This is a genomic window from Sphaerisporangium aureirubrum, from assembly GCF_042658925.1.
Taxonomy (GTDB): domain Bacteria; phylum Actinomycetota; class Actinomycetes; order Streptosporangiales; family Streptosporangiaceae; genus Sphaerisporangium; species Sphaerisporangium aureirubrum.
The window spans coordinates 107048-127334 of record NZ_JBHSRF010000015.1; the positions used below are offsets into that span (position 1 = coordinate 107048).

At 72.4% G+C, this 20287-nt stretch carries 20 protein-coding genes; 17 read left to right on the forward strand and 3 right to left on the reverse strand.

Annotation, left to right across the window (positions count from 1 at the left end; translation table 11 throughout):
• Nucleotides 1-83 precede the first annotated feature (83 nt).
• From ACFP1K_RS13930 to ACFP1K_RS13940, 3 genes are all read left to right on the forward strand, one after another.
• A complete protein-coding gene (locus ACFP1K_RS13930; RefSeq protein ID WP_380751894.1) occupies nt 84-953 on the forward strand; it encodes a zinc metalloprotease in 870 nt (289 codons plus the stop codon).
• 73 nt (nt 954-1026) lie between these two features.
• Nucleotides 1027-1719 carry a hypothetical protein gene (locus ACFP1K_RS13935; protein ID WP_380751897.1) on the forward strand — a complete coding sequence of 231 codons (693 nt, stop codon included), beginning with the start codon at nt 1027-1029 and terminating at the stop codon, nt 1717-1719.
• Nucleotides 1720-1958: 239 nt separating this feature from the next.
• Nucleotides 1959-3716, forward strand: coding sequence for a DEAD/DEAH box helicase (locus ACFP1K_RS13940; RefSeq protein WP_380751900.1), 1758 nt, complete (start codon nt 1959-1961; stop codon nt 3714-3716).
• Nucleotides 3717-3916: 200 nt separating this feature from the next.
• On the opposite strand, the gene ACFP1K_RS13945 is transcribed toward ACFP1K_RS13940, so the two are convergent.
• Nucleotides 3917-4492: an isochorismatase family protein gene (locus ACFP1K_RS13945; protein WP_380751903.1), complete on the reverse strand. Its 576-nt coding sequence runs from the start codon at nt 4490-4492 to the stop codon at nt 3917-3919.
• Between the two features lie 25 nt (nt 4493-4517).
• Nucleotides 4518-5804 carry a nicotinate phosphoribosyltransferase gene (locus ACFP1K_RS13950; RefSeq protein ID WP_380752013.1) on the reverse strand — a complete coding sequence of 429 codons (1287 nt, stop codon included), beginning with the start codon at nt 5802-5804 and terminating at the stop codon, nt 4518-4520.
• 45 nt (nt 5805-5849) lie between these two features.
• Between ACFP1K_RS13950 and clpS the strand changes: the two genes are divergently transcribed.
• From clpS to ACFP1K_RS14020, 14 genes are all read left to right on the forward strand, one after another.
• Nucleotides 5850-6140, forward strand: a complete 291-nt coding sequence (clpS, locus tag ACFP1K_RS13955; protein ID WP_380751906.1) for an ATP-dependent Clp protease adapter ClpS — start codon at nt 5850-5852, stop codon at nt 6138-6140.
• Nucleotides 6137-6664: a DUF2017 domain-containing protein gene (locus ACFP1K_RS13960; RefSeq protein WP_380751908.1), complete on the forward strand. Its 528-nt coding sequence runs from the start codon at nt 6137-6139 to the stop codon at nt 6662-6664. Before clpS ends, ACFP1K_RS13960 begins: the two co-directional genes overlap by 4 nt.
• Before the next feature lie 9 nt (nt 6665-6673).
• Nucleotides 6674-7081, forward strand: a complete 408-nt coding sequence (locus tag ACFP1K_RS13965; RefSeq protein ID WP_380751911.1) for a Mov34/MPN/PAD-1 family protein — start codon at nt 6674-6676, stop codon at nt 7079-7081.
• Between the two features lie 76 nt (nt 7082-7157).
• On the forward strand, nt 7158-7292 hold the full coding sequence (locus tag ACFP1K_RS13970; RefSeq protein ID WP_380751914.1) for a hypothetical protein: 135 nt from the start codon (nt 7158-7160) through the stop codon (nt 7290-7292).
• 108 nt (nt 7293-7400) lie between these two features.
• Nucleotides 7401-7679 carry a MoaD/ThiS family protein gene (locus ACFP1K_RS13975; RefSeq protein ID WP_380751917.1) on the forward strand — a complete coding sequence of 93 codons (279 nt, stop codon included), beginning with the start codon at nt 7401-7403 and terminating at the stop codon, nt 7677-7679.
• A gap of 5 nt (nt 7680-7684) precedes the next feature.
• Complete coding sequence (locus ACFP1K_RS13980; protein ID WP_380751924.1) at nt 7685-8632, forward strand: PLP-dependent cysteine synthase family protein; 948 nt, start codon at nt 7685-7687, stop codon at nt 8630-8632.
• Nucleotides 8633-8780: 148 nt separating this feature from the next.
• Entirely contained in the window at nt 8781-9569 is a 789-nt protein-coding gene (locus tag ACFP1K_RS13985; RefSeq protein ID WP_380751927.1) for a thioesterase family protein, read from the forward strand.
• A 90-nt stretch (nt 9570-9659) separates the two neighbouring features.
• Nucleotides 9660-10562, forward strand: coding sequence for a glutamate racemase (murI, locus tag ACFP1K_RS13990; RefSeq protein ID WP_380751930.1), 903 nt, complete (start codon nt 9660-9662; stop codon nt 10560-10562).
• Between the two features lie 62 nt (nt 10563-10624).
• Complete coding sequence (locus tag ACFP1K_RS13995) at nt 10625-11377, forward strand: MBL fold metallo-hydrolase (protein WP_380751933.1); 753 nt, start codon at nt 10625-10627, stop codon at nt 11375-11377.
• A gap of 40 nt (nt 11378-11417) precedes the next feature.
• Entirely contained in the window at nt 11418-12134 is a 717-nt protein-coding gene (gene rph / locus ACFP1K_RS14000; RefSeq protein WP_380751936.1) for a ribonuclease PH, read from the forward strand.
• Nucleotides 12135-12219: 85 nt separating this feature from the next.
• Nucleotides 12220-12825 (forward strand): RdgB/HAM1 family non-canonical purine NTP pyrophosphatase, encoded by a 606-nt coding sequence (rdgB, locus tag ACFP1K_RS14005; RefSeq protein WP_380751939.1) that lies wholly within the window; start codon nt 12220-12222, stop codon nt 12823-12825.
• Nucleotides 12826-14953: 2128 nt separating this feature from the next.
• On the forward strand, nt 14954-16003 hold the full coding sequence (locus tag ACFP1K_RS14010; RefSeq protein WP_380751942.1) for a molybdopterin-dependent oxidoreductase: 1050 nt from the start codon (nt 14954-14956) through the stop codon (nt 16001-16003).
• Nucleotides 16004-16844: 841 nt separating this feature from the next.
• Nucleotides 16845-17495 carry a toxin glutamine deamidase domain-containing protein gene (locus ACFP1K_RS14015; protein WP_380751945.1) on the forward strand — a complete coding sequence of 217 codons (651 nt, stop codon included), beginning with the start codon at nt 16845-16847 and terminating at the stop codon, nt 17493-17495.
• Nucleotides 17492-17761, forward strand: coding sequence for a hypothetical protein (locus ACFP1K_RS14020; RefSeq protein WP_380751948.1), 270 nt, complete (start codon nt 17492-17494; stop codon nt 17759-17761). Before ACFP1K_RS14015 ends, ACFP1K_RS14020 begins: the two co-directional genes overlap by 4 nt.
• A gap of 14 nt (nt 17762-17775) precedes the next feature.
• On the opposite strand, the gene ACFP1K_RS14025 is transcribed toward ACFP1K_RS14020, so the two are convergent.
• Nucleotides 17776-20286: an ABC transporter permease gene (locus ACFP1K_RS14025; RefSeq protein WP_380751951.1), complete on the reverse strand. Its 2511-nt coding sequence runs from the start codon at nt 20284-20286 to the stop codon at nt 17776-17778.
• Between the last annotated feature and the right edge of the window lies 1 nt (nt 20287).

The following is a 20287-nucleotide window of genomic DNA, read 5'->3' on the forward strand; positions in this document are numbered from 1 at the left end:
CACTCCCCCCGCCGGGGCGTCCGCGGGGTTAGCGTCAGCACTCCGGACCTGCGACGACGGGGGAGTGCATGGTCAGGCGGGCGATGGCCGTGTCCTTGGTGTGCCTGTTCGCGCTCGGCGCCGTGCCAGGGCCCGCCCGGGCCGGGCACGGCCGCCCGTGCGCCGGCCCGCAGCGTGCCGGTGCGCGCCCGCCCGAGCCGTACACCCCCGATCCCGGCGAGGCGGCCCGCATGCTCGCCGCCATGCGGGCGCGGTTGCGTGCCGCCAAGACGTCCCCGGCCACGTCGATCGTCGTGCCCGTGTGGGTGCACGTCCTCACCGAGGGCAGGCTCGGCGCGAGCGAGGGCGCGATCGCCCCGCAGGTGGAGGCGCTCAACGCCGCGTACGGCGGGCGGCTCGGCGGGGTGGACACCGGCATCAGGTTCACGCTGCGCGGCGTGACCCGCACCGAGGAACCCACCTGGTTCCGCGACCCGCTGGGCAACGAGGCCGCGATGAAGACCAGGCTGCGCAAGGGCGGCCCCGAGACCCTCAACCTGTACGTCGCCCAGCCCGGCGACAGGGTGCTCGGCTTCTCGACCTACCCCCATTGGTACAGGCGCAGGCCCGCCCTGGACGGCGTCGTGATCGACTGGCGCACCCTGCCCGGTGGCGCGCTGCTCGCCTTCGGCAAGGGATACACGGGGGTGCACGAGATCGGCCACTGGCTCGGTCTGCTGCACACCTTCGAGAACGGCTGCTCCCCGCCCGGCGACCAGGTCGACGACACTCCGCCCGAGGGGCAGTCCACGCAGGGCTGCCCGCAGGACAAGGACACCTGCCCCGACCCCGGCGAGGACCCCATTCACAACTTCATGGACTACACCACCGACGCCTGCATGAGCGAGTTCACCGCCGGGCAGGCCGTTCGCATGCGGGACATGTGGACAGCATTCCGTTCCCCGCCCGTCTGATACCGGCCGTCGCGGGTCGTTGACGCGGGGGCGCCCCGGGAGCCGATACTCGAAGGCACCGGGAGGAGACGCCGTGGAGGAGCACCGTACGAAACGCCGGCCGTACGGCGAGTCCGCGTGGCCGCCGCGCGAGCAGGAGGGCCTGCCCCCCTCGGCCCGGCTGTACGGCGCGCCCGCCGCGCCGTCCGGCATCCGGGTGCCGCTGTGGGCGCAGCGGCTCGCCATCGTGCTCGGCTCGGTAGCGGCGGGGATCACCGTGGTCGCCCTGGTGGTGTCCACGGTCGTGAGCCGGGTGAACGCGCCCGACACCACCCGGCTGACCGTGACGGACGGCCTCGCCGGGGTCACCTACTTCATGCCGCCCGGGTGGCGCGCCGGCGCGGTCCCCCCGGTGACCGGCTTCACCTCCGCGGCCGTGTACGGCGGGGCGGCCATCGTGATGACCAGGCCGGGCGACTCCGTCGCGGTCTCCGGCCCCCGCGCGGCCACACTGTCGCTCACCGAGCTGTACGCGCGGCTCCTGCTGCACGGCGACACCGTGGACGTGGTGGACGACCGCCCGGTGGAGACCGGCGGGTACACCGGCCACTCCCGGGCGCTGCGGGCGGGCTACAGCGACGTGGTGAACCGCCCGGCGTACCTGCGGGTGACGGTGCTGACCAAGGAGGGCGGGGACAAGGCCAGCGTGGTGATCGTCGGGATGGTCCAGCCGGACGACCCGCGGCGGCGCGCCGAGATAGACGGCGTACTCGCGTTGCTGAAGTAGCAGGTCACCGGCGTGCGCGGCGGCGGGGCCCCGGCGGATCCGCGGGGGACGGCACGTCTTGTCGGTGGTCCCCACTATCGTGGCTTCACTGTGAGGGTGCGAAACGAGCGCGACGACACGATCATGAGCCGGGGTCCCGCCCCGGCTGCCGGGAAAGGTCCTTGGAGGAGGAGATCGGCGTTGAGCTTGCCCGCCGCGTCCCGCCTGCCTTCTCCCGGGCACCCGCCGCGGGGGGTGGCGTGAGCAATTTCGCCGCGTCCCACCTGTCCCCCTCCTATCCCGACCGAGCCGCCTGGGGCACCGCGCCCCGGCTGCGCGCCTGGCAGCAGGAGGCGCTCGACCTCTACTTCCGGCGCGAGACGCGCGACTTCCTCACCGTCGCCACCCCCGGCGCCGGCAAGACCACCTACGCGCTGCGAATCGCCAGCGAGCTGCTCGCGCGAGGCGTGGTGCGGGCGGTGACCATCGTCACCCCCACCGAGCACCTCAAGCGCCAGTGGGCCGACGCCGCCGGGCGGGTCGGCATCGCCATCGACCCCGAGTTCAAGAACAGCCAGGGCGCCACCTCCCGGGACTACCTCGGCGTCGCGGTGACCTACGCCCAGGTGGCGATGCACCCCGCGCTCCACCGGGCCCGCACCGAGGCCCGCAAGACGCTGGTGATCTTCGACGAGATCCACCACGCGGGCGACGCCAAGTCCTGGGGCGAAGGCGTGCGCGACGCCTTCGAGCCCGCCACCCGCAGGCTCGCCCTCACCGGCACCCCGTTCCGCTCCGACACCAACCCCATCCCGTTCGTCACCTACGCCGAGGACGGCGAGGGCGTGCGGCGCAGCGTCTCCGACTACTCCTACGGCTACGCCCCCGCGCTGGCCGACGGCGTGGTCCGCCCGGTGATCTTCCTGGCGTACGCGGGGGAGATGCGCTGGCGCACCCGCGCGGGGGACGAGATCACCGCGACGCTCGGCACCCCGCTCACCAAGGACCAGCTCGGCCAGGCGTGGCGCGCCGCGCTCGACCCCAAGGGCGACTGGATCCGCCAGGTGCTCATGGCGGCCGACAAGCGCCTCACCGAGGTGCGCCGGGGCGTCCCGGACGCCGGGGCCATGGTGATCGCGAGCGACCACGAGACCGCCAGGGCCTACTCCCGCCACCTGCGCGACATCACCGGCCAGGGCGCGACGGTCGTGTTGTCCGACGACCCCGGCGCCTCCGCAAAGATCAAGCAGTTCACCGCCTCGGAGGAACGCTGGCTGGTGGCGGTGCGCATGGTGTCCGAGGGCGTCGACATCCCCCGCCTCGCGGTCGGGGTCTACGCCACCAGCACCTCCACGCCGCTGTTCTTCGCCCAGGCGGTGGGGCGTTTCGTCCGGGCGCGCAAACGGGGCGAGACCGCGTCGGTGTTCCTGCCGTCGGTGCCCACCCTGATGGGCCTGGCGGGCGAGATGGAGGCCGAGCGCGACCACGTGCTCGACCGCAAGCTGCCCGAGGAGGGGCTGGACGACTTCCTGGTCGAGGAGGCCCAGCAGAAGAAGGACAATCCCGACGTCCTCGGCGACGAGCTGCCGTTCGAGACCGTGGAGGCGTCCGCCACGTTCGACCGGGTGCTGTTCGACGGCGGCGAGTTCGGCACCGGCGCCGAGCCCGGCTCCCCTGAGGAGGAGGACTTCCTCGGCCTGCCCGGCCTGCTGGAGCCCGACCAGGTGGCCGTCCTGCTGCGCAAGCACCAGGCCGACCAGCAGGCCGCCCGGCGCCGCCAGAGCGCCGAGCCGCGTCCCGAGCCCGTGCTCGCCCCGCACGAGGAGATCGCGGCCCTGCGCAAGGAGCTGAACGGCCTGGTCGGCGCCTGGAACCACCGCACCGGCCAGCCGCACGGCGTCATCCACGCCGAGCTCCGCCGCGTCTGCGGCGGCCCTCCCATCGCGCAGGCGTCCGCCGAAGAGATCCGCAAGCGCATCGACACCATCCGCAAGTGGGCCACCCAGCGCGGACGATGACGCGTACCGGCCCCCGCGATCCTCGGGCCGGCCCCCGCGACCCGCGGACCGGGAGTCCGCGTACCGGCCCCCGTGACCCGCGGACCGGGAGTTCGCGTACCGGCCCCCGCGACCCGCGGACCAGAAGTCCGCGTACCGGCCCCCGCGACGCGGAGGTCCCGGGGCCTGTCGCGCCGTGAGGCGGGGCGGTCTCCCCGCCGTCAGGCCGGGGCGACGACCGGCGTGCCGACCAGTTCCACCCCGGCGGCGCGCAGTTCGTCCAGGGCGGCGTCGGTGGTGGGACGGGCGACGCCGGCGGTGAGGTCGAGCAGGACGCGGACGGCGAAGCCCTCGCGGGCGGCGTCGAGGGCGGTGGCGCGCACGCAGTGGTCGGTGGCGATGCCCACCACGTCCACGGCGCCGACCTCGCGGGAGCGCAGCCACTCGGCCAGGCCCGTGCCGTCCGCGCCGTGGCCCTCGAACCCGCTGTACGCGGCGCTGTGCCGTCCCTTGCTGAAGACCTCCTCGACCCGCGAGGTGTCCAGGGAGGGGTGGAAGGCGGCGCCGCCGGTACCCACGACGCAGTGGGCGGGCCAGGTGCGCGCGTAGTCGGGGTGGTCGGAGAAGTGGTCGCCCGGGTCCACGTGGTAGTCCCGGGTGGCCACCACGTGGTCGTACCCGCCGGTGGCGGCGTGCGGCCCGATGGCCGCCGCGACACCGGCTCCGCCCTGGACGGCCAGGCTGCCGCCCTCGCAGAAGTCGTTCTGCACGTCCACGATGACCAGGGTGGTCTTCATCGAGGTCCTTTCCACCACAGGGGGATCAGGTGAACACGGTGGGGATCGCCGCGTCCCCTGCCGACAGATGGTGCGCGTCCTTCGGCAGCTCCGCCACCGACGCCAGGTGCCGTTCCCGGGCCTCGTCGAGCGGCTCGCGCCCGACGACCACCCCGCCGCGCACCAGCGGGCGCAGCAGCGGCCGGGTGCCCGCCGGGGTCGCGCACCCGGGGACGGTGGTGACGAGCTCGCCGGCGGCGACGCCGTCCTCCAGCTCGCGGAAGGCCGTCTTGCGCCCGCCCTTGGACGGCTTGCCCACCGACTGCTTCGCCACCGGCTGCAGCGTCCCCGCGGCGTCCTCCCGGGCCACCAGCTTGTACACCATCGACGCGGTCGGCGCCCCCGAGCCGGTGACCACCGAGGTGCCGACGCCGTACCCGTCCACGGGCGCGGCACCGAGCGCGGCGATGGCGTACTCGTCGAGGTCGCCGGTGACCACGACGCGGGTGCCGGTGGCGCCGAGCCCGTCCAGCAGCCGCCGCACCTCGTGCGCCGACGCGGCCAGGTCCCCGGAGTCGATCCGCACCGCGCCGAGCGACGGCCCGGCCAGCTCCACCGCCGTGCGCACCGCCTTGGCGACGTCGTAGGTGTCCACCAGCAGCGTCGTGCCGGTGCCGAGGAAGTCCAGCTGCGCCTGGAAGGCGTCGTGCTCGGAGTCGTGCAGCAGCGTGAACGCGTGCGCCGCCGTCCCGGCCGTCGGCACGCCGTACAGGCTCCCGGCCATGAGGTTGGAGGTGGACGCGAACCCGGCCAGGTACGCCGCCCGCGCCGCCGCGACCGCGGCCCCCTCGTGGGTGCGCCGCGACCCCATCTCGATGATCGGCCGCTCCCCGGCCGCGCGCACCATGCGGGACGCCGCCGAGGCCACCGCCGAGTCGTGGTTGAGGATCGAGAGGACCACCGTCTCCAGCAGCACGGCCTCGGCGAACGTGCCGTCCACCACCATGATCGGGGAGCCGGGGAAGTAGCACTCGCCCTCGCCGTAGCCGTGCACGTCCCCGGAGAAGCGGTAGGAGGCCAGGAACTCCAGCGTGCGCTCGTCCACCACCCGCCCGCGCCGCAGGAAATCCAGCTCGGCCGCACCGAACCGGAACCCCTCGATCGCGTCCAGGACGCGGCCGGTGCCCGCGACCACGCCGTACCGCCTGCCGTGCGGGAGATGGCGGGCGAACACCTCGAACACCGCCCGGCGGTGCGCGGCGCCGCTCCCGAGGGCCGCCTCGAGCATCGTCAGCTCATAGTGATCGGTGAGCAACGCGCCGCTCATGGGCATCTTCACAAGTCGAAGAGTACGACCGGGGTAGGGCAGGATGGGAAGGTGGGTAGTACCGCTCCAGCCGAAGTCGCGCGTCCCGAGATGGACGTCCGGCCCGATCTTCCGTGGCTGACCATCGTCTGGAACGACCCTGTGAACCTCATGTCGTACGTGACCTACGTGCTGCAGACCGTCTTCGGCTATCCGAAGGCCAAGGCCGAGAAGCTCATGCTCGACGTCCACCACAAGGGCAGGGCCGTGGTGGCCAGCGGCACCCGCGAGGAGATGGAACGCGACGTGCAGATCCTCCACTCCTACGGCCTGTGGGCCACCGTCCAGCGGGACTCGGCGTGAGCACCGGATTCCGCCCGGTGCGGGGCGGCGGCGTCGCCATCGAGCTGGACGCCGGCGAGGCGTCCATCCTGCGCTCCCTGGTCACCCAGATCCTCGGCCTGGTGCAGCCCGGCCCGACCGGTGACGATCCCCTGGAGCGGGCGCTCGGCATCGGGGCGGCGCAGGAGCCGTCCGACCCCGTGCTCGCCAGGCTGTTCCCCTCGGCGTACGCCGACGACGACAAGGCCTCGTCGGAGTTCCGCCGCTACACCGAGGCGACCCTGCGCGACGGCAAGCGCGCCGACGCCGAGACCCTGCTGGAGACCGCCGAGCAGGGCCGGGTCGAGCTGACCGGCGATCAGGCCGAGGCGTGGCTGCGCGCGCTGAACGACGTGCGGCTGGCCCTCGGCGTGCGGCTCGAGGTCACCGAGGAGATCCACGAGGAGCTGGCCGAGATGCGCGACGACGACCCGCGCTATCCGGCGTTCGTCACCTACGACTGGCTGACCTACCTGCAGGACACGCTCGTCCGGGCGCTTTGGTAACTTCCAGGCATGCTGACGATCGCACGGGAGCTGGCCGACAAGATCATCGCCCATGCGTGGGCGGACCACCCCGACGAGGCGTGCGGGGTGATCGCCGGGCCGGTGGGCTCGGACCGGCCCGAGAGGTTCGTGCCGATGGAGAACGCCGAGCGTTCCCCCACCTTCTACCGCTTCGACTCCGGAGAGCAGTTGCGGGTGTGGCGCGAGATGGACGACCGGGACGAGGAGCCGGTGGTGATCTACCACTCGCACACCTCCACCGAGGCGTACCCCTCGCGCACCGACGTCTCCTACGCGGCCGAGCCGAACGCCCACTACGTCCTGGTGTCCACCGCCGACCCCGATGACGTGCAGTTCCGCTCGTACCGCATCCTGGACGGCGTGATCACCGAGGAGAAGGTGGAGATCGCCGGCTAGACGCGCCCTAGTGCCCTCCTGGCCGCGCGGACGGCGGCCATGGGGGCGCTGGACGGGAAGCTGTACAGTTGTGTACATGCTGACGACTGACCCGGAGATGGCGAGCACCCCGGTGCGCGCGGGGCATTCGTCGCCTGTGTCGCCCGTGTCGCCCGTGCAGAACCACCTGTTCGCGCACACCCCCTTCGTCGTCGTCTACGACTGTCCGTGATCGCTGGAATCCCCGCCGACCACCTTGTGTTCACAACCGCTGGGTGCCCGGTGACCCCCACCGGCGACCGCTGACGACATTCAGACACCGACCGAGGAGCCTGCCGCGATGGCCATCGAGGTTCGCATTCCGACCATCCTCCGCACCTACACCGACGGCGCGAAGGCCGTGCCCGCCGACGGATCGACCCTGTCCGACCTGATCGGCGACCTCGAGACCCGCCACCCGGGCCTCAAGGCGCGCATCGTGGACGACGGCGGCCTGCGCCGCTTCGTCAACGTCTACCTCAACGACGAGGACGTCCGGTTCCTCGGCGGCCTGGACACCCCGGTCGCCGACGGCGACACCGTGACGGTGCTGCCCGCGGTCGCGGGCGGCGCGCGGTAGTCGTCATGCGTTTCGAATCGCTCACCGAGTCCGTCGGGCGCACCCCGCTCGTGGGCCTGCCCAGGCTGTCCCCCTCGCCGGACGTGCGCGTCTGGGCCAAGCTGGAGGACCGCAACCCGACGGGCTCGGTCAAGGACCGCCCGGCGCTGTGGATGATCCAGGAGGCCGAGAAGGACGGCCTGCTCACCCCCGGCTGCACCATCCTGGAACCCACCTCCGGCAACACCGGCATCTCGCTGGCGATGGCCGCCGGGCTCAAGGGCTACAAGCTGATCTGCGTCATGCCGGAGAACACCTCCGAGGAACGCCGCCAGCTGCTGCGCATGTGGGGCGCCAAGATCATCTCCTCCCCGGCGGCGGGCGGGTCCAACGAGGCCGTGCGGGTCGCCAAGCAGCTCGCCGCCGAGAACCCCTCCTGGGTGATGCTGTACCAATACGGCAACCCCGCCAACTGGCGCTCCCACTACGAGAGCACCGGTCCCGAGCTGCTGGAGGACCTGCCGTCGATCACCCACTTCGTCGCGGGCCTCGGCACCACCGGCACGCTCATGGGCGTGGGGCGCTTCCTGCGCGAGCGGGTGCCCGGCGTGAGCATCGTCGCCGCCGAGCCGAGGTACGGCGAGCTGGTGTACGGCCTGCGCAACGTCGACGAGGGCTTCATCCCGGAGATCTACGACGCCGACGTGCTGACCACGCGTTACTCGGTCACCTCGGCGGACGCCCTGCGCCGCACCCGTGAGCTGCTGTCCGCCGAGGGCATCTTCGCCGGCATCTCCACCGGCTGCGCCCTGCACGCGGCCCTCGGCATGGCCGCCAAGGCCGTCAAGGCGGGGGAGCGGGCGGACATCGCGTTCATCGTGGCCGACGGCGGGTGGAAGTACCTGTCGACCGGCGCCTACGAGGGCACCCTCGACGAGGCGGAGGACCGCCTCGAAGGCCAGCTCTGGGCCTGATCACCGGCTCCCCAAGGGCCTGATGGCGTCTTCCGGCCGTCCCCCGCCGCGCACGGCGGGCGGGCGGCCGGCGCGCGTCCGGGACGGGCCTCCGTTAAGGTAGGGGTCCAGAACAACATTCGGTACCCGGAGCGAGGCAAGCGCGCGCATGACGAAGTTCGACGAGGCGACCCAGGCGATCCGGCTCGACGAGACCACCTACGACGTGTGCCTTGACCCCGGTTACGTGGTCGGCACCCGGCTCAACGGCGGCTACCTCATGGCGGCGCTGCTCCGCGCGGCCGTCGACGCCTCGCCGTACGACCACCCGGTGTCCACGTCGGTGCAGTTCCTGCGGGCGCCGGTCACCGGCCCCGCGCGGGTGATCCTCGAACCGCTCAAGTCCGGGCGCACCGCCGCGATGACCCGCGCCACCCTGGTCCAGGGCGACACCGCCTACCTGGAGGCGCTGATCACCACCGCGACGCTCGACGGCGCCCCCGCCGTCTGGGCCGGCGAGCCCCCCGCCATGCCGTCCCCCGAGGACTGCCTCTGGCTGCCCGACCCCAAGCCCGAGTCCAACATGACGCTCAACGCCCGCATGGAGCTGCGCTTCGACCCGCCCACCATCGGGTGGCTCACCGGCGCGCCAACCGGCCGGCCGGAGTCACGGGCCTACTTCCGCCTGTCCGAGCCGCAGGACCCCGACCCGTACGTGCTCGCCATGGCCGTGGACGTGCTGCCGCCCGTGGTGTTCTCCGCCGGGCACCGCGGCTGGGCCCCCACGGTGGAGCTCACCTGGCACCTGCGGGCCCTGCCCGCGCCCGGCTGGCTCACGCTGATCGGCTCGGGGCGGCTGATCAGGGACGGGTGGTTCGACGAGGACGTCGAGGTGTGGGACTCCGCGGGGAACCTCGTGGCGCAGTCGCGGCAGATGGCGAGACTTGGGCGAGGTTGAGCGGATCCGTCCGGTGACGGGCGGAGGATTACTCCGATGTGAGCATTCTTACCGGGAGCGATTGTTCGTGGTCCCCTAACCTTGAGCATCATGGTGGACATCGGGAGCGTCGCCCACGCGCCGTGGGTCAGCGTGCTGGAATCATCGGCCGGGCTCGGCGGCGGCCCGGGACCCGCCATCGGGATCTTCGACAGCGGCGTCGGCGGGCTCACCGTCGCGCGCTCGATCATCGACCAGCTCCCGAACGAATCGATCCTCTATGTCGCCGACACCGCCCGCCAGCCGTACGGGCCGAAGCGGATCGCGCAGGTGCGGGCGTACGCGCTCGAGGTCATGGACCACATGGTCGAGCACGACGTCAAGATGCTCGTGATCGCCTGCAACACCGCCAGCGCCGCCATGCTGAGGGACGCCAGGGAGCGGTACGACGTGCCGGTGGTCGAGGTCATCCAGCCCGCCACCCGCCGGGCCGTCCGGGCCACCAGGAACGGCCGGATCGGCGTGGTCGCCACCCGGGCCACCATCGAGTCGATGGCCTACCACGACGCGTTCGCCGCCGCGCCCGACGTCCGCATCACCGGGGTCGCCGCACCGCGGTTCGTGGAGTTCGTGGAGCGCGGCGAGACGATGAGCGACGAGCTGATCGAGATCGCCCGGGAGTACCTGCGGCCGGTCCTCGAGGACGGCTGCGACACCCTCATCCTCGGCTGCACCCACTATCCCCTGCTGACCGGCGCGATCTCGTACGTGGTGGGGGACGGGGTGACGCTGGTGTCCAGCGCCGAGGAGACGGCCAAGGACGTGTACCGCATCCTCCATGACCGCGGCCTCGCCGCCGCCGCCGTCACGCCCGTCCACCGCTTCCGCGAGACCGGCGACGGCACGCTCTTCGCCGATCTCGGCAGGCGTTTCCTCGGTCCCGAGATCGGCGTCGTGGAGCGGGCACTGGTGGGTGACGTCTCAGGTGAGGAGGCGCTGACCGCGCCGAGCTAGAAGTCAGTAAGTGGGGCCGGCCGGGACGTTCCCGGAGTCCCGGTTCGTGTGAGGAGGCCGTGGTGAAACTGACGATCGTCGGCTGCGCGGGGAGCTTTCCCGGGCCGGACAGCCCCGCGTCGTGTTATCTGCTGGAGGCCGAGGGCTTCCGGCTGCTGCTGGATTTCGGCAACGGCGCGCTCGGTGTGCTGCAACGGCACATCGGCCTGTACGACGTGGACGCCATATGCCTGTCCCACCTGCACGCCGACCACTGCCTCGACCTGTGCGCGTATCACGTGGTCCGCACCTACTCGCCCGACCGGCCCTTCCCCCGCGTGCCCGTGTACGCACCCAGGGACGCGCCCCGGCGGCTGTCGGCCGCGTACGGCATGTCCGAGGAGCCCGGCCTGGAGACGGCCTTCTCCTTCGAGCCGCTGCGCCCCGGCACGTTCAACGTCGGCCCGTTCGAGGTGACGGCCGCGACGATGAACCACCCCGTCGAGACCTACGGCTTCCGCGTCTCGCACGGCGGGCGCTCGGTGGCGTACTCCGCCGACACCGGCGAGTGCACCGAGCTGGTCAAGCTGGCGGCCGGGGTGGACGTCCTGCTCTGTGAGGCGTCGTGGCCCGAGCGGCTCAACACGCCGCCCAACCTGCACCTCAACGGCCGCGAGGCCGCCGAGCACGCCGCCCGCGCCGGCGCGGGCACCCTCGTGCTCACCCACCTGGTGCCGTGGTACGACCCCGAGGAGATCTACGCCGACGCCACCCGGGGCGGCTTCGACGGCACCCTGAAGCTGGCCCGCAGCGGCGAGGTGTACGACCTCGGCTGAGCGGATGGAGCCACGCCGCGGATGACCTAGGGTGATGCTCATGGCACGCCACGATGGACGCAGTCCCGATCAGCTCAGGCCCGTCAAGATCACCCGCGGCTGGCTCCCGCACGCCGAGGGATCGGTGCTGGTGGAGTTCGGCGCCACCACGGTGCTGTGCGCCGCCTCCGTGCAGGACAGCGTGCCCCGGTGGCGCCGGGGGAGCGGGCTCGGCTGGGTGACCGCCGAGTACGCCATGCTGCCGCGCGCCACCAACACCCGCACCGACCGCGAGTCGGTGCGCGGCAAGATCGGCGGCCGCACCCACGAGATCTCCCGCCTGATCGGCCGGTCCCTGCGCGCCTGCGTCGACTACAAGGCCCTCGGCGAGAACTCCATCGTCCTCGACTGCGACGTGCTGCGCGCCGACGGCGGCACCCGCACCGCCGCGATCACCGGGGCGTACGTGGCGCTGGTGGACGCCGTCCGCTGGATGCGCAAGCGCAAGATGTGCCCCGGCGACCCGCTGGTCGACTCCGTCGCCGCCGTCTCCGTCGGCATCGTGGGCGACACCCCGCTGCTCGACCTCTGCTACACCGAGGACGTCGCCGCCGAGACCGACATGAACGTCGTGATGACCGGCTCCGGCGAGTTCGTCGAGGTCCAGGGCACCGCCGAGGGCGTCCCGTTCGCCCGCGGCACCCTGGACAGCCTGCTGGACCTCGCCACCGCCGGCTGCGTCGACCTCACCCGCTACCAGCGCGAGGCCCTGGCGTGACCTCGATAAACCCGTGGCGCCCGATCTCCGTCCTGGGCCAGGCTGGTACCCGTACGGCACTCACCCCACAGAACGGAGCCTTCGCATGAGCAGGGTGGTGCTGGCCACACGCAACCCCGGCAAGATCACCGAGCTGCGCCGCATCCTCGCCGAGGCCGACGACAAGACCGAGCTGATCGGCCTCGAGGAATACCCCGAGATCGGCGACATCCCCGAGACCGGCCTGACCTTCGCCGAGAACGCCTTGATCAAGGCCCACGCCGTGGCCCAGGCCACCGGCCTCCCCGCCGTCGCCGACGACTCCGGCCTCTGCGTGGACGCCCTGAACGGCATGCCCGGCGTCTTCTCCGCCCGCTGGTCCGGCACCCACGGCGACGACAAGGCCAACCTGGCCCTGCTGCTGGCCCAGATCTCCGACGTCCCCGAAGTCCACCGCTCCGCCCACTTCACCTGCGCCGCCGCCCTGGTCCTCCCCACCGGCGAAGAGCGGGTAGCGGAAGGCGTCATAACCGGCGAGATAATCCGCACCCCCCGAGGCACCGGCGGCTTCGGCTACGACCCCATCTTCCTCCCCACCGGCGAAACCCGCACCACCGCCGAAATGCCCCCCGCCGCCAAAGACGCCACCAGCCACCGAGGCCGCGCCTTCCGCGCCCTCGTCCCCATGATCCACACCCTCCTCCCCTCCTAACCCCACCAACCCTCGTACCAGCACCATCCAGGCGCTGATCGTGTGTCTGTTTTCGGCGCCGGTACGGCGGGTCGTGGGTCGGTGAATCGGCGCCGCCGTGCGGCGGATAACCCGTGGTGTGTGCGGCGCCGGTGAAATGGTCCTTGCTGGAGGGCGCGCTTCGCGCGGGAGGCGCAAGGGCTGTTCTTCCTGCGGGGGACACCCCCGCACCCCCGGGTCCTGCCGGGCTCACCATGCTCCGCCGCGGTGGGTTCCCGTTGAGCCGGTGTCCCGCTGTACAGCGGCGCCGTCCATGCCTCCGGCTCGGCGCCAGCCCTGCTCAGGCGCTGATCGTGTGTCTGTTTTCGGCGCCGGTACGGCGGGTCGTGGGTCGGTGAATCGGCGCCGTCGTGCGGCGGACAACCGTGGTGTGTGCGGCGCCGGTGAAATGGTCCTTGCTGGGGGGCGCGCTTCGCGCGGGAGGTGCAAGGGCTGTTCTTCCTGCGGGGGACACCCCCGCACCCCCGGGTCCTGCCGGGCTCACCATGCTCCGCCGCGATGGTTTCCGCCGTACCGGCTTCGCCGTACCGCGGCCCGCTGTCGCGGCGCCGTCCAAGAGCAGCGACCGGGATAGGTACTGTCCCAACGGATGCGGACGCGTCCACCAGGGCGTCCACGTCCACGGGGGTTTCCGGGTCGATCACTGACCCACGTCCACGGGTGGCCACGTTCACGGCGGTCCCGGGTCGACAGGGGTGTCCCGCGCCCACGGGGTGTCCCAGGTCCACCGGTGTCCACGTCTACGGGCATGTACCAGGTCCACGGGTACCACGTCCACGGGCATGTACCAGGTCCATGGGCGTCTGCGTGCGGTGCGAGATACCCCGTGAATCGGGTGGGCTGTGATCGACATGGTGTGAATCGACAACGGGTGGGCCCATTCACCTCAGCCGGAGTGGGGTTGTTGTTGCTCCCGTGGCGTCAGTTGTCTCTGAGTTGGTGACCCGTGGTGGGTTTTTCGCCGTACGGCGGCGCCGTGTTCGCCGCACCACGTCCCGCCGACCCGGCGCCGGTAAAGAACCCCTGAAGCGACGGATGGTGGGTCACGGGGTGGTGGGTCACGCGGTGACGGGGTCACGGGGTGGTGGGTCACGCGGTGACGGGGCCACGCGGTGACGGGGCCACGCGGCGACGGGTACGGGCAACGGGACGCCGCTGAAGTGCCGTCTGCTGCCCGTGCAGCTCTTCGTTTCTCGGTTCCGGCCGGGACGGGAACGGTTTGGTCGTAACCAGGGTGTAAGAACCTTTAGGGCTGGTTGGGCGTAGCGTTCGGGGTGTGGAGAACACGTACGGAGTCGCGGGTGGGCGGGTGTGGGCCGGGGGGCTCGTCGGGGTTGTGGCGGCGGGGGTGGCGTTGGGGGTTGGGCAGCTTGTGGCTGGGTTGCTGAATCCCAAGGCGTCGCCGGTGGTGGCGGTGGGGGACGCTGCGGTGGACGGGTCGCCGGTGGCGTTGAAGGAATGGGCGATCCGGACCTTTGGTGCTAATGACAAGGTTGTCCTGATCGGCGGCATCGTGGTGGTGCTGGCGCTGATCGCGGCGGGGCTCGGGGTGCTGGCTCGGCGGCGGCCCAGCTGGGCCACGGCGGGGGTGCTGGGAATCGGGCTGATCGGCGCGGTGGCGGCGATGGGACGGCCGGACTCGGGGCCATTGGACGTGCTGCCTTCGGTGATCGGGGCCGGCCTGGGGGCCTGGGCGCTGCGGATCCTTGTCCGGCGCGCCTGGCCGGACGAGAGCTGGCCGGACTACGCGGCCGTGGGTTCCGGGAGCGTGGGTTCCGGGAGCGTGGGTTCCGGGAGCGTGGGTTCCGAGAGTGGGGATTCCGGGAGTGGGGGCTTTGGGGCTGCAGGTCCCGGGGCTGCGGGTTCCGGGGCTGCGGGTTCCGGGGCTGCGGGTTCCGGGGCTGTAGGTCCCGGGTCTGGGGGGTCCGGGTCTGCGGGCTCTGCGGATGTGGGCTCCGCCACGGTGGCGTCTACAGGTTCTGACTCAGGTGCTCCCGAGTCCGCCGCTACCGCCGCAGGCAGGGCTGGGACGGTTACCGAGTATCCGCGGAGCCATCCGGTGGGGGGTGAGCTGGATCGGCGTGGGCTGTTGACCGGTGTCGTCGCGGGGGTGGTGGTCGCGGGAGCTACCGGGCTGGCCGGGCGTGGGCTGGCGGGGCGGCTGGACGTGGATGGGGCGCGGGCGGGGGTGGCGTTGCCTAAGGCGGTCAAGCCGCTGCCAGCGCTTCCCAAGGGAGTGGACTTCCGGCTGAAGGATTTGTCGCCGTTCTCCACGCCCAACCGGGACTTCTACCGCGTCGACACCGCTCTGGTCATTCCTCAGGTCGACCCCAAGACATGGACGCTTAAGATCCACGGCCTGGTGGACCGCCCGGTCGAGCTGACCTTCGCCGATCTGCTCAAGCGTCCCCTCATGGAGAGTGACGTCACCCTGGCGTGCGTCTCCAACGACGTCGGCGGGCCGTACGTCGGCAACGCACGCTGGCTGGGCGCCCGGCTGGCCGACGTGCTGCGGGACGCGGGCATCCGGTCGGGCGCGGACATGCTGCTCTCCACCTCGTCCGACGGCTGGACCTGCGGCACCCCGGTGGACATCGTCATGGACGGCAGGGACGCCATGCTCGCCATCGCGATGAACGGCGAGGTGCTGCCGGTGTCCCACGGCTTCCCGGTCCGCCAGGTCGTCCCGGGGCTGTACGGCTACGTGTCGGCCACCAAGTGGATCACCGACATCAAGGTGACGCGGTTCGACCAGGACGAGGGGTACTGGACCCCGCGCGGCTGGGCGGCCAAGGGCCCGATCAAGACCGAGTCCCGCATCGACCTGCCCCGTGGCGGCTCCACCATCGCTCCCGGCCCCACCACCGTCGCGGGCGTCGCCTGGGCTCAGCACAAGGGTGTGGACGCCGTCGAGGTGAGCATCGACCAGGGCCCCTGGCAGCAGGCCCGCCTGGCCGAGGTGCCGAGCCCGGACACCTGGCGCCAGTGGGTGCTGGAGGGCTGGAACGCCACCCCCGGCAAGCACACCATCGCCGTCCGCGCCACCGACGCGACCGGCTACACCCAGACCGACGAGTACGCGCCCCCCGCTCCCGACGGCGCCACAGGCTGGCACTCCATCCTCGTCGTGGTCAAGTGACCGCCTGATCACCGCTGCGGGGGTTCCAGCTTCGTCACGGATTCCCCCGCCCGGCGCCTCCCCGCCTCCCTACGATCGGCCTTCGACCGGGGCGGTACGAATTTCGGGGGGAACATTGTCCATAGCCGGTCACGGGAACGCATCGCCGCGATGGGCATCGCGGCGCACGCCCGCAGGCGTGGGCTACAACCCCGTGGTGACATCCGACGGCGCCCGCTGGCGCGACTACGAACGCGCCGCCGACATCCCCGCCGATTTACCCGCCGACCGCCAGTGGCGCCCACCCCCCCGGCACGCCGGACCGGCCGACGTCCCCCGAGGAGACCGGCCCGTCGGCGGCCGTCCCGCCCCGGCCGAACCACGACGCGACGCGACGCGGCCCTGGACGGCCGAGGTCCATGGCGACGGAACGCGGCCGGGGACAGCCGAGGTCCGTCAAGATTGGACGCCGTCCGGGGCGGCCGACGTCGATCGCGATGGAATGTGGCCGGGGACAGCCGAGGTCCGTCAAGATTGGACGCCGCTGGGGGCGGCCGACGTCGATCGCGATGGAACGTGGCCCGGGACAGCCGAGGTCCGTCGCGACGGGACGTGGCCCGGGTCGGGCGGGGTCCATCGCGATGGACCGCCGAACGGTGCAGGTGAGGTCCATCGCGACGGAACGCCGAACGAGCCAGGCGGGGTCCAACGTGACCGGACGCGGTACGGGTCAGGCGAGGTCCGACGCGACGAAACGCCGTACGGGCCAGGCGAGATCCAACGCAACCGGACGCCGTATGGGTCAGGCGAGATCCGACGCGACGGGACCTGGTACGGAGCCGCCGAAGGACGGTTCGACGGGATGCCGGCCTGGCTCTCCGAAGGGCCGGAGAGGGACTGGTTCGATCGGCCGGGGAGGCCTCCCAGGCTGGACGCGTGCCGGGTGTACGGCATGCCCGGAGGGTTCGCGTGGCCCGATCCGCAGGTGCAGCGGGACCTGTGCCAGGCGGTGGCCGAGGGGGCGCGGTTCCCTGACCCGCGAGGGACGTGGCTGCGGCTGATCAACGGGGAAGGGCCGGGGGAGGACCCCTTCCGGGCCGCGAACGCGCTGGACTGCGCGCTGGCGGTGGTGTCCACGTGGCACGGTGAGCCGGTGGTGGCCGCGCCAAGGCAGCCGGAGTACGACCGCGTGGGCAGGCCGTCCCTGCGCGGCGAGCCAGGGGGGGCCACCCGGGCCGAGCGGTGGCTCGGGCAGCGGTTCGAGTACGCCGGCCAGGGGCGCCGCGCGTACACCACGGTCGCCCGCCGGGTGGAGGCGGCCGGCCACGGCGCCGCCGCCGTGCTGATCACCCGCTGGCCCTCCGGCGGAAGCCACGCCTGCAACGCCCTCAACGCGGCGGGCGAGGTCGTCTGGGCGGACGGCCAGCGCGGCCAGACCTCCCTGGAGCCTCCCGCCGGCCCCGTCGCCGGCGTCTTCTGCGTCATCGTCGACCGCTCGGGACGGCGCCGGTGAACGCCGACCAGGCCAGGGCGCTCGCCGAGGAGTACCTCAACGGCGCCCTCCCGGCCGACGAGGCCACCGAGGTGGGTCTCCACTCCTTCCCGGCGGGCCACATCGCCTGGTCCCGCCCGGCCGAGCCCCCGGACCCCGGCACTCTCCCCGGCGTCATCGGCGGCGCCTGCGTCGTCATCGACCGCCACACCGGCGACGTCTCCATCCACCCTCTCCTCAACCCGGAGGCCATCGCGGCCCAATGGCCCGGCCCCCATCCACGCTGAGGCCCCGAAGGCGGCTAGTCCGCCGCCAGGGACCCCACGATGGAGGCGCGGGCCGCGCGGCGGGCGGGGAGGACGGCGGCCAGGACGCCTGCCAGGCCCGAGAGGACGATGAACGACAGGACCTGGGTGACGGGGACGCGGAAGAGGGTGCCGTCTATCAGGGAGGTGGTGGCGGCCCAGCCGAAGATCACGCCCAGGGTGACGCCGACGAAGGCGCCGATGAGGCCGAGGATCAAGGCCTCCAGGGAGAGCGTGCGGCGGAGTTGGGGGCGGGTGAGGCCGAGGGCTCTCAGGAGGGCGGATTCGCGGGTGCGTTCGTGGACCGACAGGCTGAGGGTGTTGGCGATGCCCAGCAGTGAGATGAGGATGGCCAGGCCGAGAAGGCCGGTGATGATCATCAGCAGCATGTCGAGGGCGTCGTCGAACTGGCCCTTGACCTCGGCGGCGCTGAGGACCCTCGCGGTGGGGTAGGCGGCCGTGGCGGCCTCGACGGACTTGCGGGCGGCGGCGGTGGGCACGCCGTCCTTGGCGTTGACCAGGACGCGGGTGTCGCCCGTCGGGCCGTAGTAGTCGGCGAAGGCCGCCGGGGGGATGAGGATGCCGGGCACGGGGAGGGTGTCGTCGTCGAACAGGCCGATGACGCGCACGCGTTCGGGACCCGCCTCCGGGGTGTTCAGCGTCAGCGTGGCCCCGGGGCGGACCGCGAGGTCCTTGGCCATGACGCTGCCCACCAGGACGGTCCCGGGGCCGAAGTCACGGCCGGAGCCTTCGAGCACCACAGGCTCGAACGGCCCGGAGAACGTGCCCACGCTGAACGTGCCACGCCCCGCCACCTTGCCGTCGACCTGCTTGACGCCCACCACCGAGGCCAGCTCGGGCCGCCCGCGCAGCCCTTCGGCCAGCGCGGAGGGAAGCGCGGCGCGTTCGTTGTTGTCGTTGTACTGCTGGCTCACGAGGAAGTCGATGGGGAACTGCTCGTCGATCTTGGCGGTGAACGTCGCCCGCGTGGTCGCGGTGATCACCGCGATGAGGGTCACCAGCGTCACGCCGATGGTCAGCGCGACGGTCGTGGTGGCGGACCGCTTGGGGTTGCGCCCGGAGTTGCTCACCGCGAGCCTGCCGGGCACGCCGGCCAGCTTGGCGGGCAGCCACCCGGCGACCGCGCTCAGCGGCCGGACCAGCACCGGGCCGAGGATCAGCACGGCGCAGAAGGTGAGCACCCCGCCGCCCATCACGGTGAGCAGGGCCACCTCCCCGGCTTTCATGGTGACGCCGAGCACAGTGACCCCGGCCCCGGCCAGCAGGAACAGCCCGGAGAAGACCATCCGCAGCACCCCGGCCCGGAACGTCTGCTCGTCGGTCTGGGTGCGCAGCGCCGCCACCGGGGCGACCCTGGTGGCCGTGCGGGCGGGCAGCAGCGCGGCGCCCACCGTGACGACCAGGCCGATGGCCAGGGCGACCACGATGGTCCGCGGTTCCGGCCACAGCCCGGCCGACGGGATGTCCTGCCCGAACGCACGCAGCGCCGCGAGCGCGCCCGCGCCGAGCCCCACCCCGGCCAGCAGCCCGAGACCGGACGAGATCAGCCCGACCACGACGGCTTCCAGCAGCACCGAGCCGAAGACCTGCCTGCGGGTGGCGCCGATGCACCGCAGCAGCGCCATCTCCCTGGCCCGCTGCGCGACCAGGATGTTGAACGTGTTGTAGATGACCAGCGCGGCGACCAGCATCGCGACCAGCCCGAACAGCAGCAGGGCGAACGTCAGGGCCTCGCTGTCGGCGCCTCCCGCCGCGGCCAGCTCCTTGCCGAGCTGTTCGCCGGTCACGACCTTCAACCGTCCGCCGAGCGCGGCGGACACCGTCTTGACCAGGGCCTCCGGATCGGTCCCGTCGGCCGCCGCGATGTCGATCTCGGTGAAGCCGGCCTGCCCGGTCAGGTTCCGCGCGACGTCGGCGGTGTACCCGAGGGCGCCGGTGTAGGCGAGGTTCTGGTCGGCGCCCACGTTGAAGAGGCCCACCAGGCGGAAGGTGTGCCGGCCGCCCTTGTGGTCCAGCACGGTCACGGTGTCGCCCACCGTGAAGCCTCGCGTCTCCGCGGTGCTCTCGTCCAGGATGGCCTCGCCGTCCCGCGTGGGGGCCACCCCCTTGGTGAGCGTGGTGCGGTTCAGCCGGCCCGGGGTGACCGAGATCGCGGCGGTGGCGGCGTCGCCGACCGCCCTGCCGTCCTTGCCGAGCAGCGCGGCGTCCCCGCGCACCAGTCCATGCGCCTCGGCGACGCCCGCGACCCCGGTGATCTTCGCCAGGTCGGCGGGTGCCGGCTTGCTGGGAGAGTCGCCACTACCCGGGCGGACCGCGACGTCGACCTTGGCGGCCGAGGCGGCCAGGCGCTGGTCGAAGCCCGTCCGCATGGTGTCGGTGAGCACGAAGGTGCCCGCGATGAACCCCACGCCGAGGGTGATGGCGAGCGAGGTGAGCAGGAGCCGCAGCTTGTGGGTGCGCAGCCCCGCGAGGGTGGTCCTGATCACC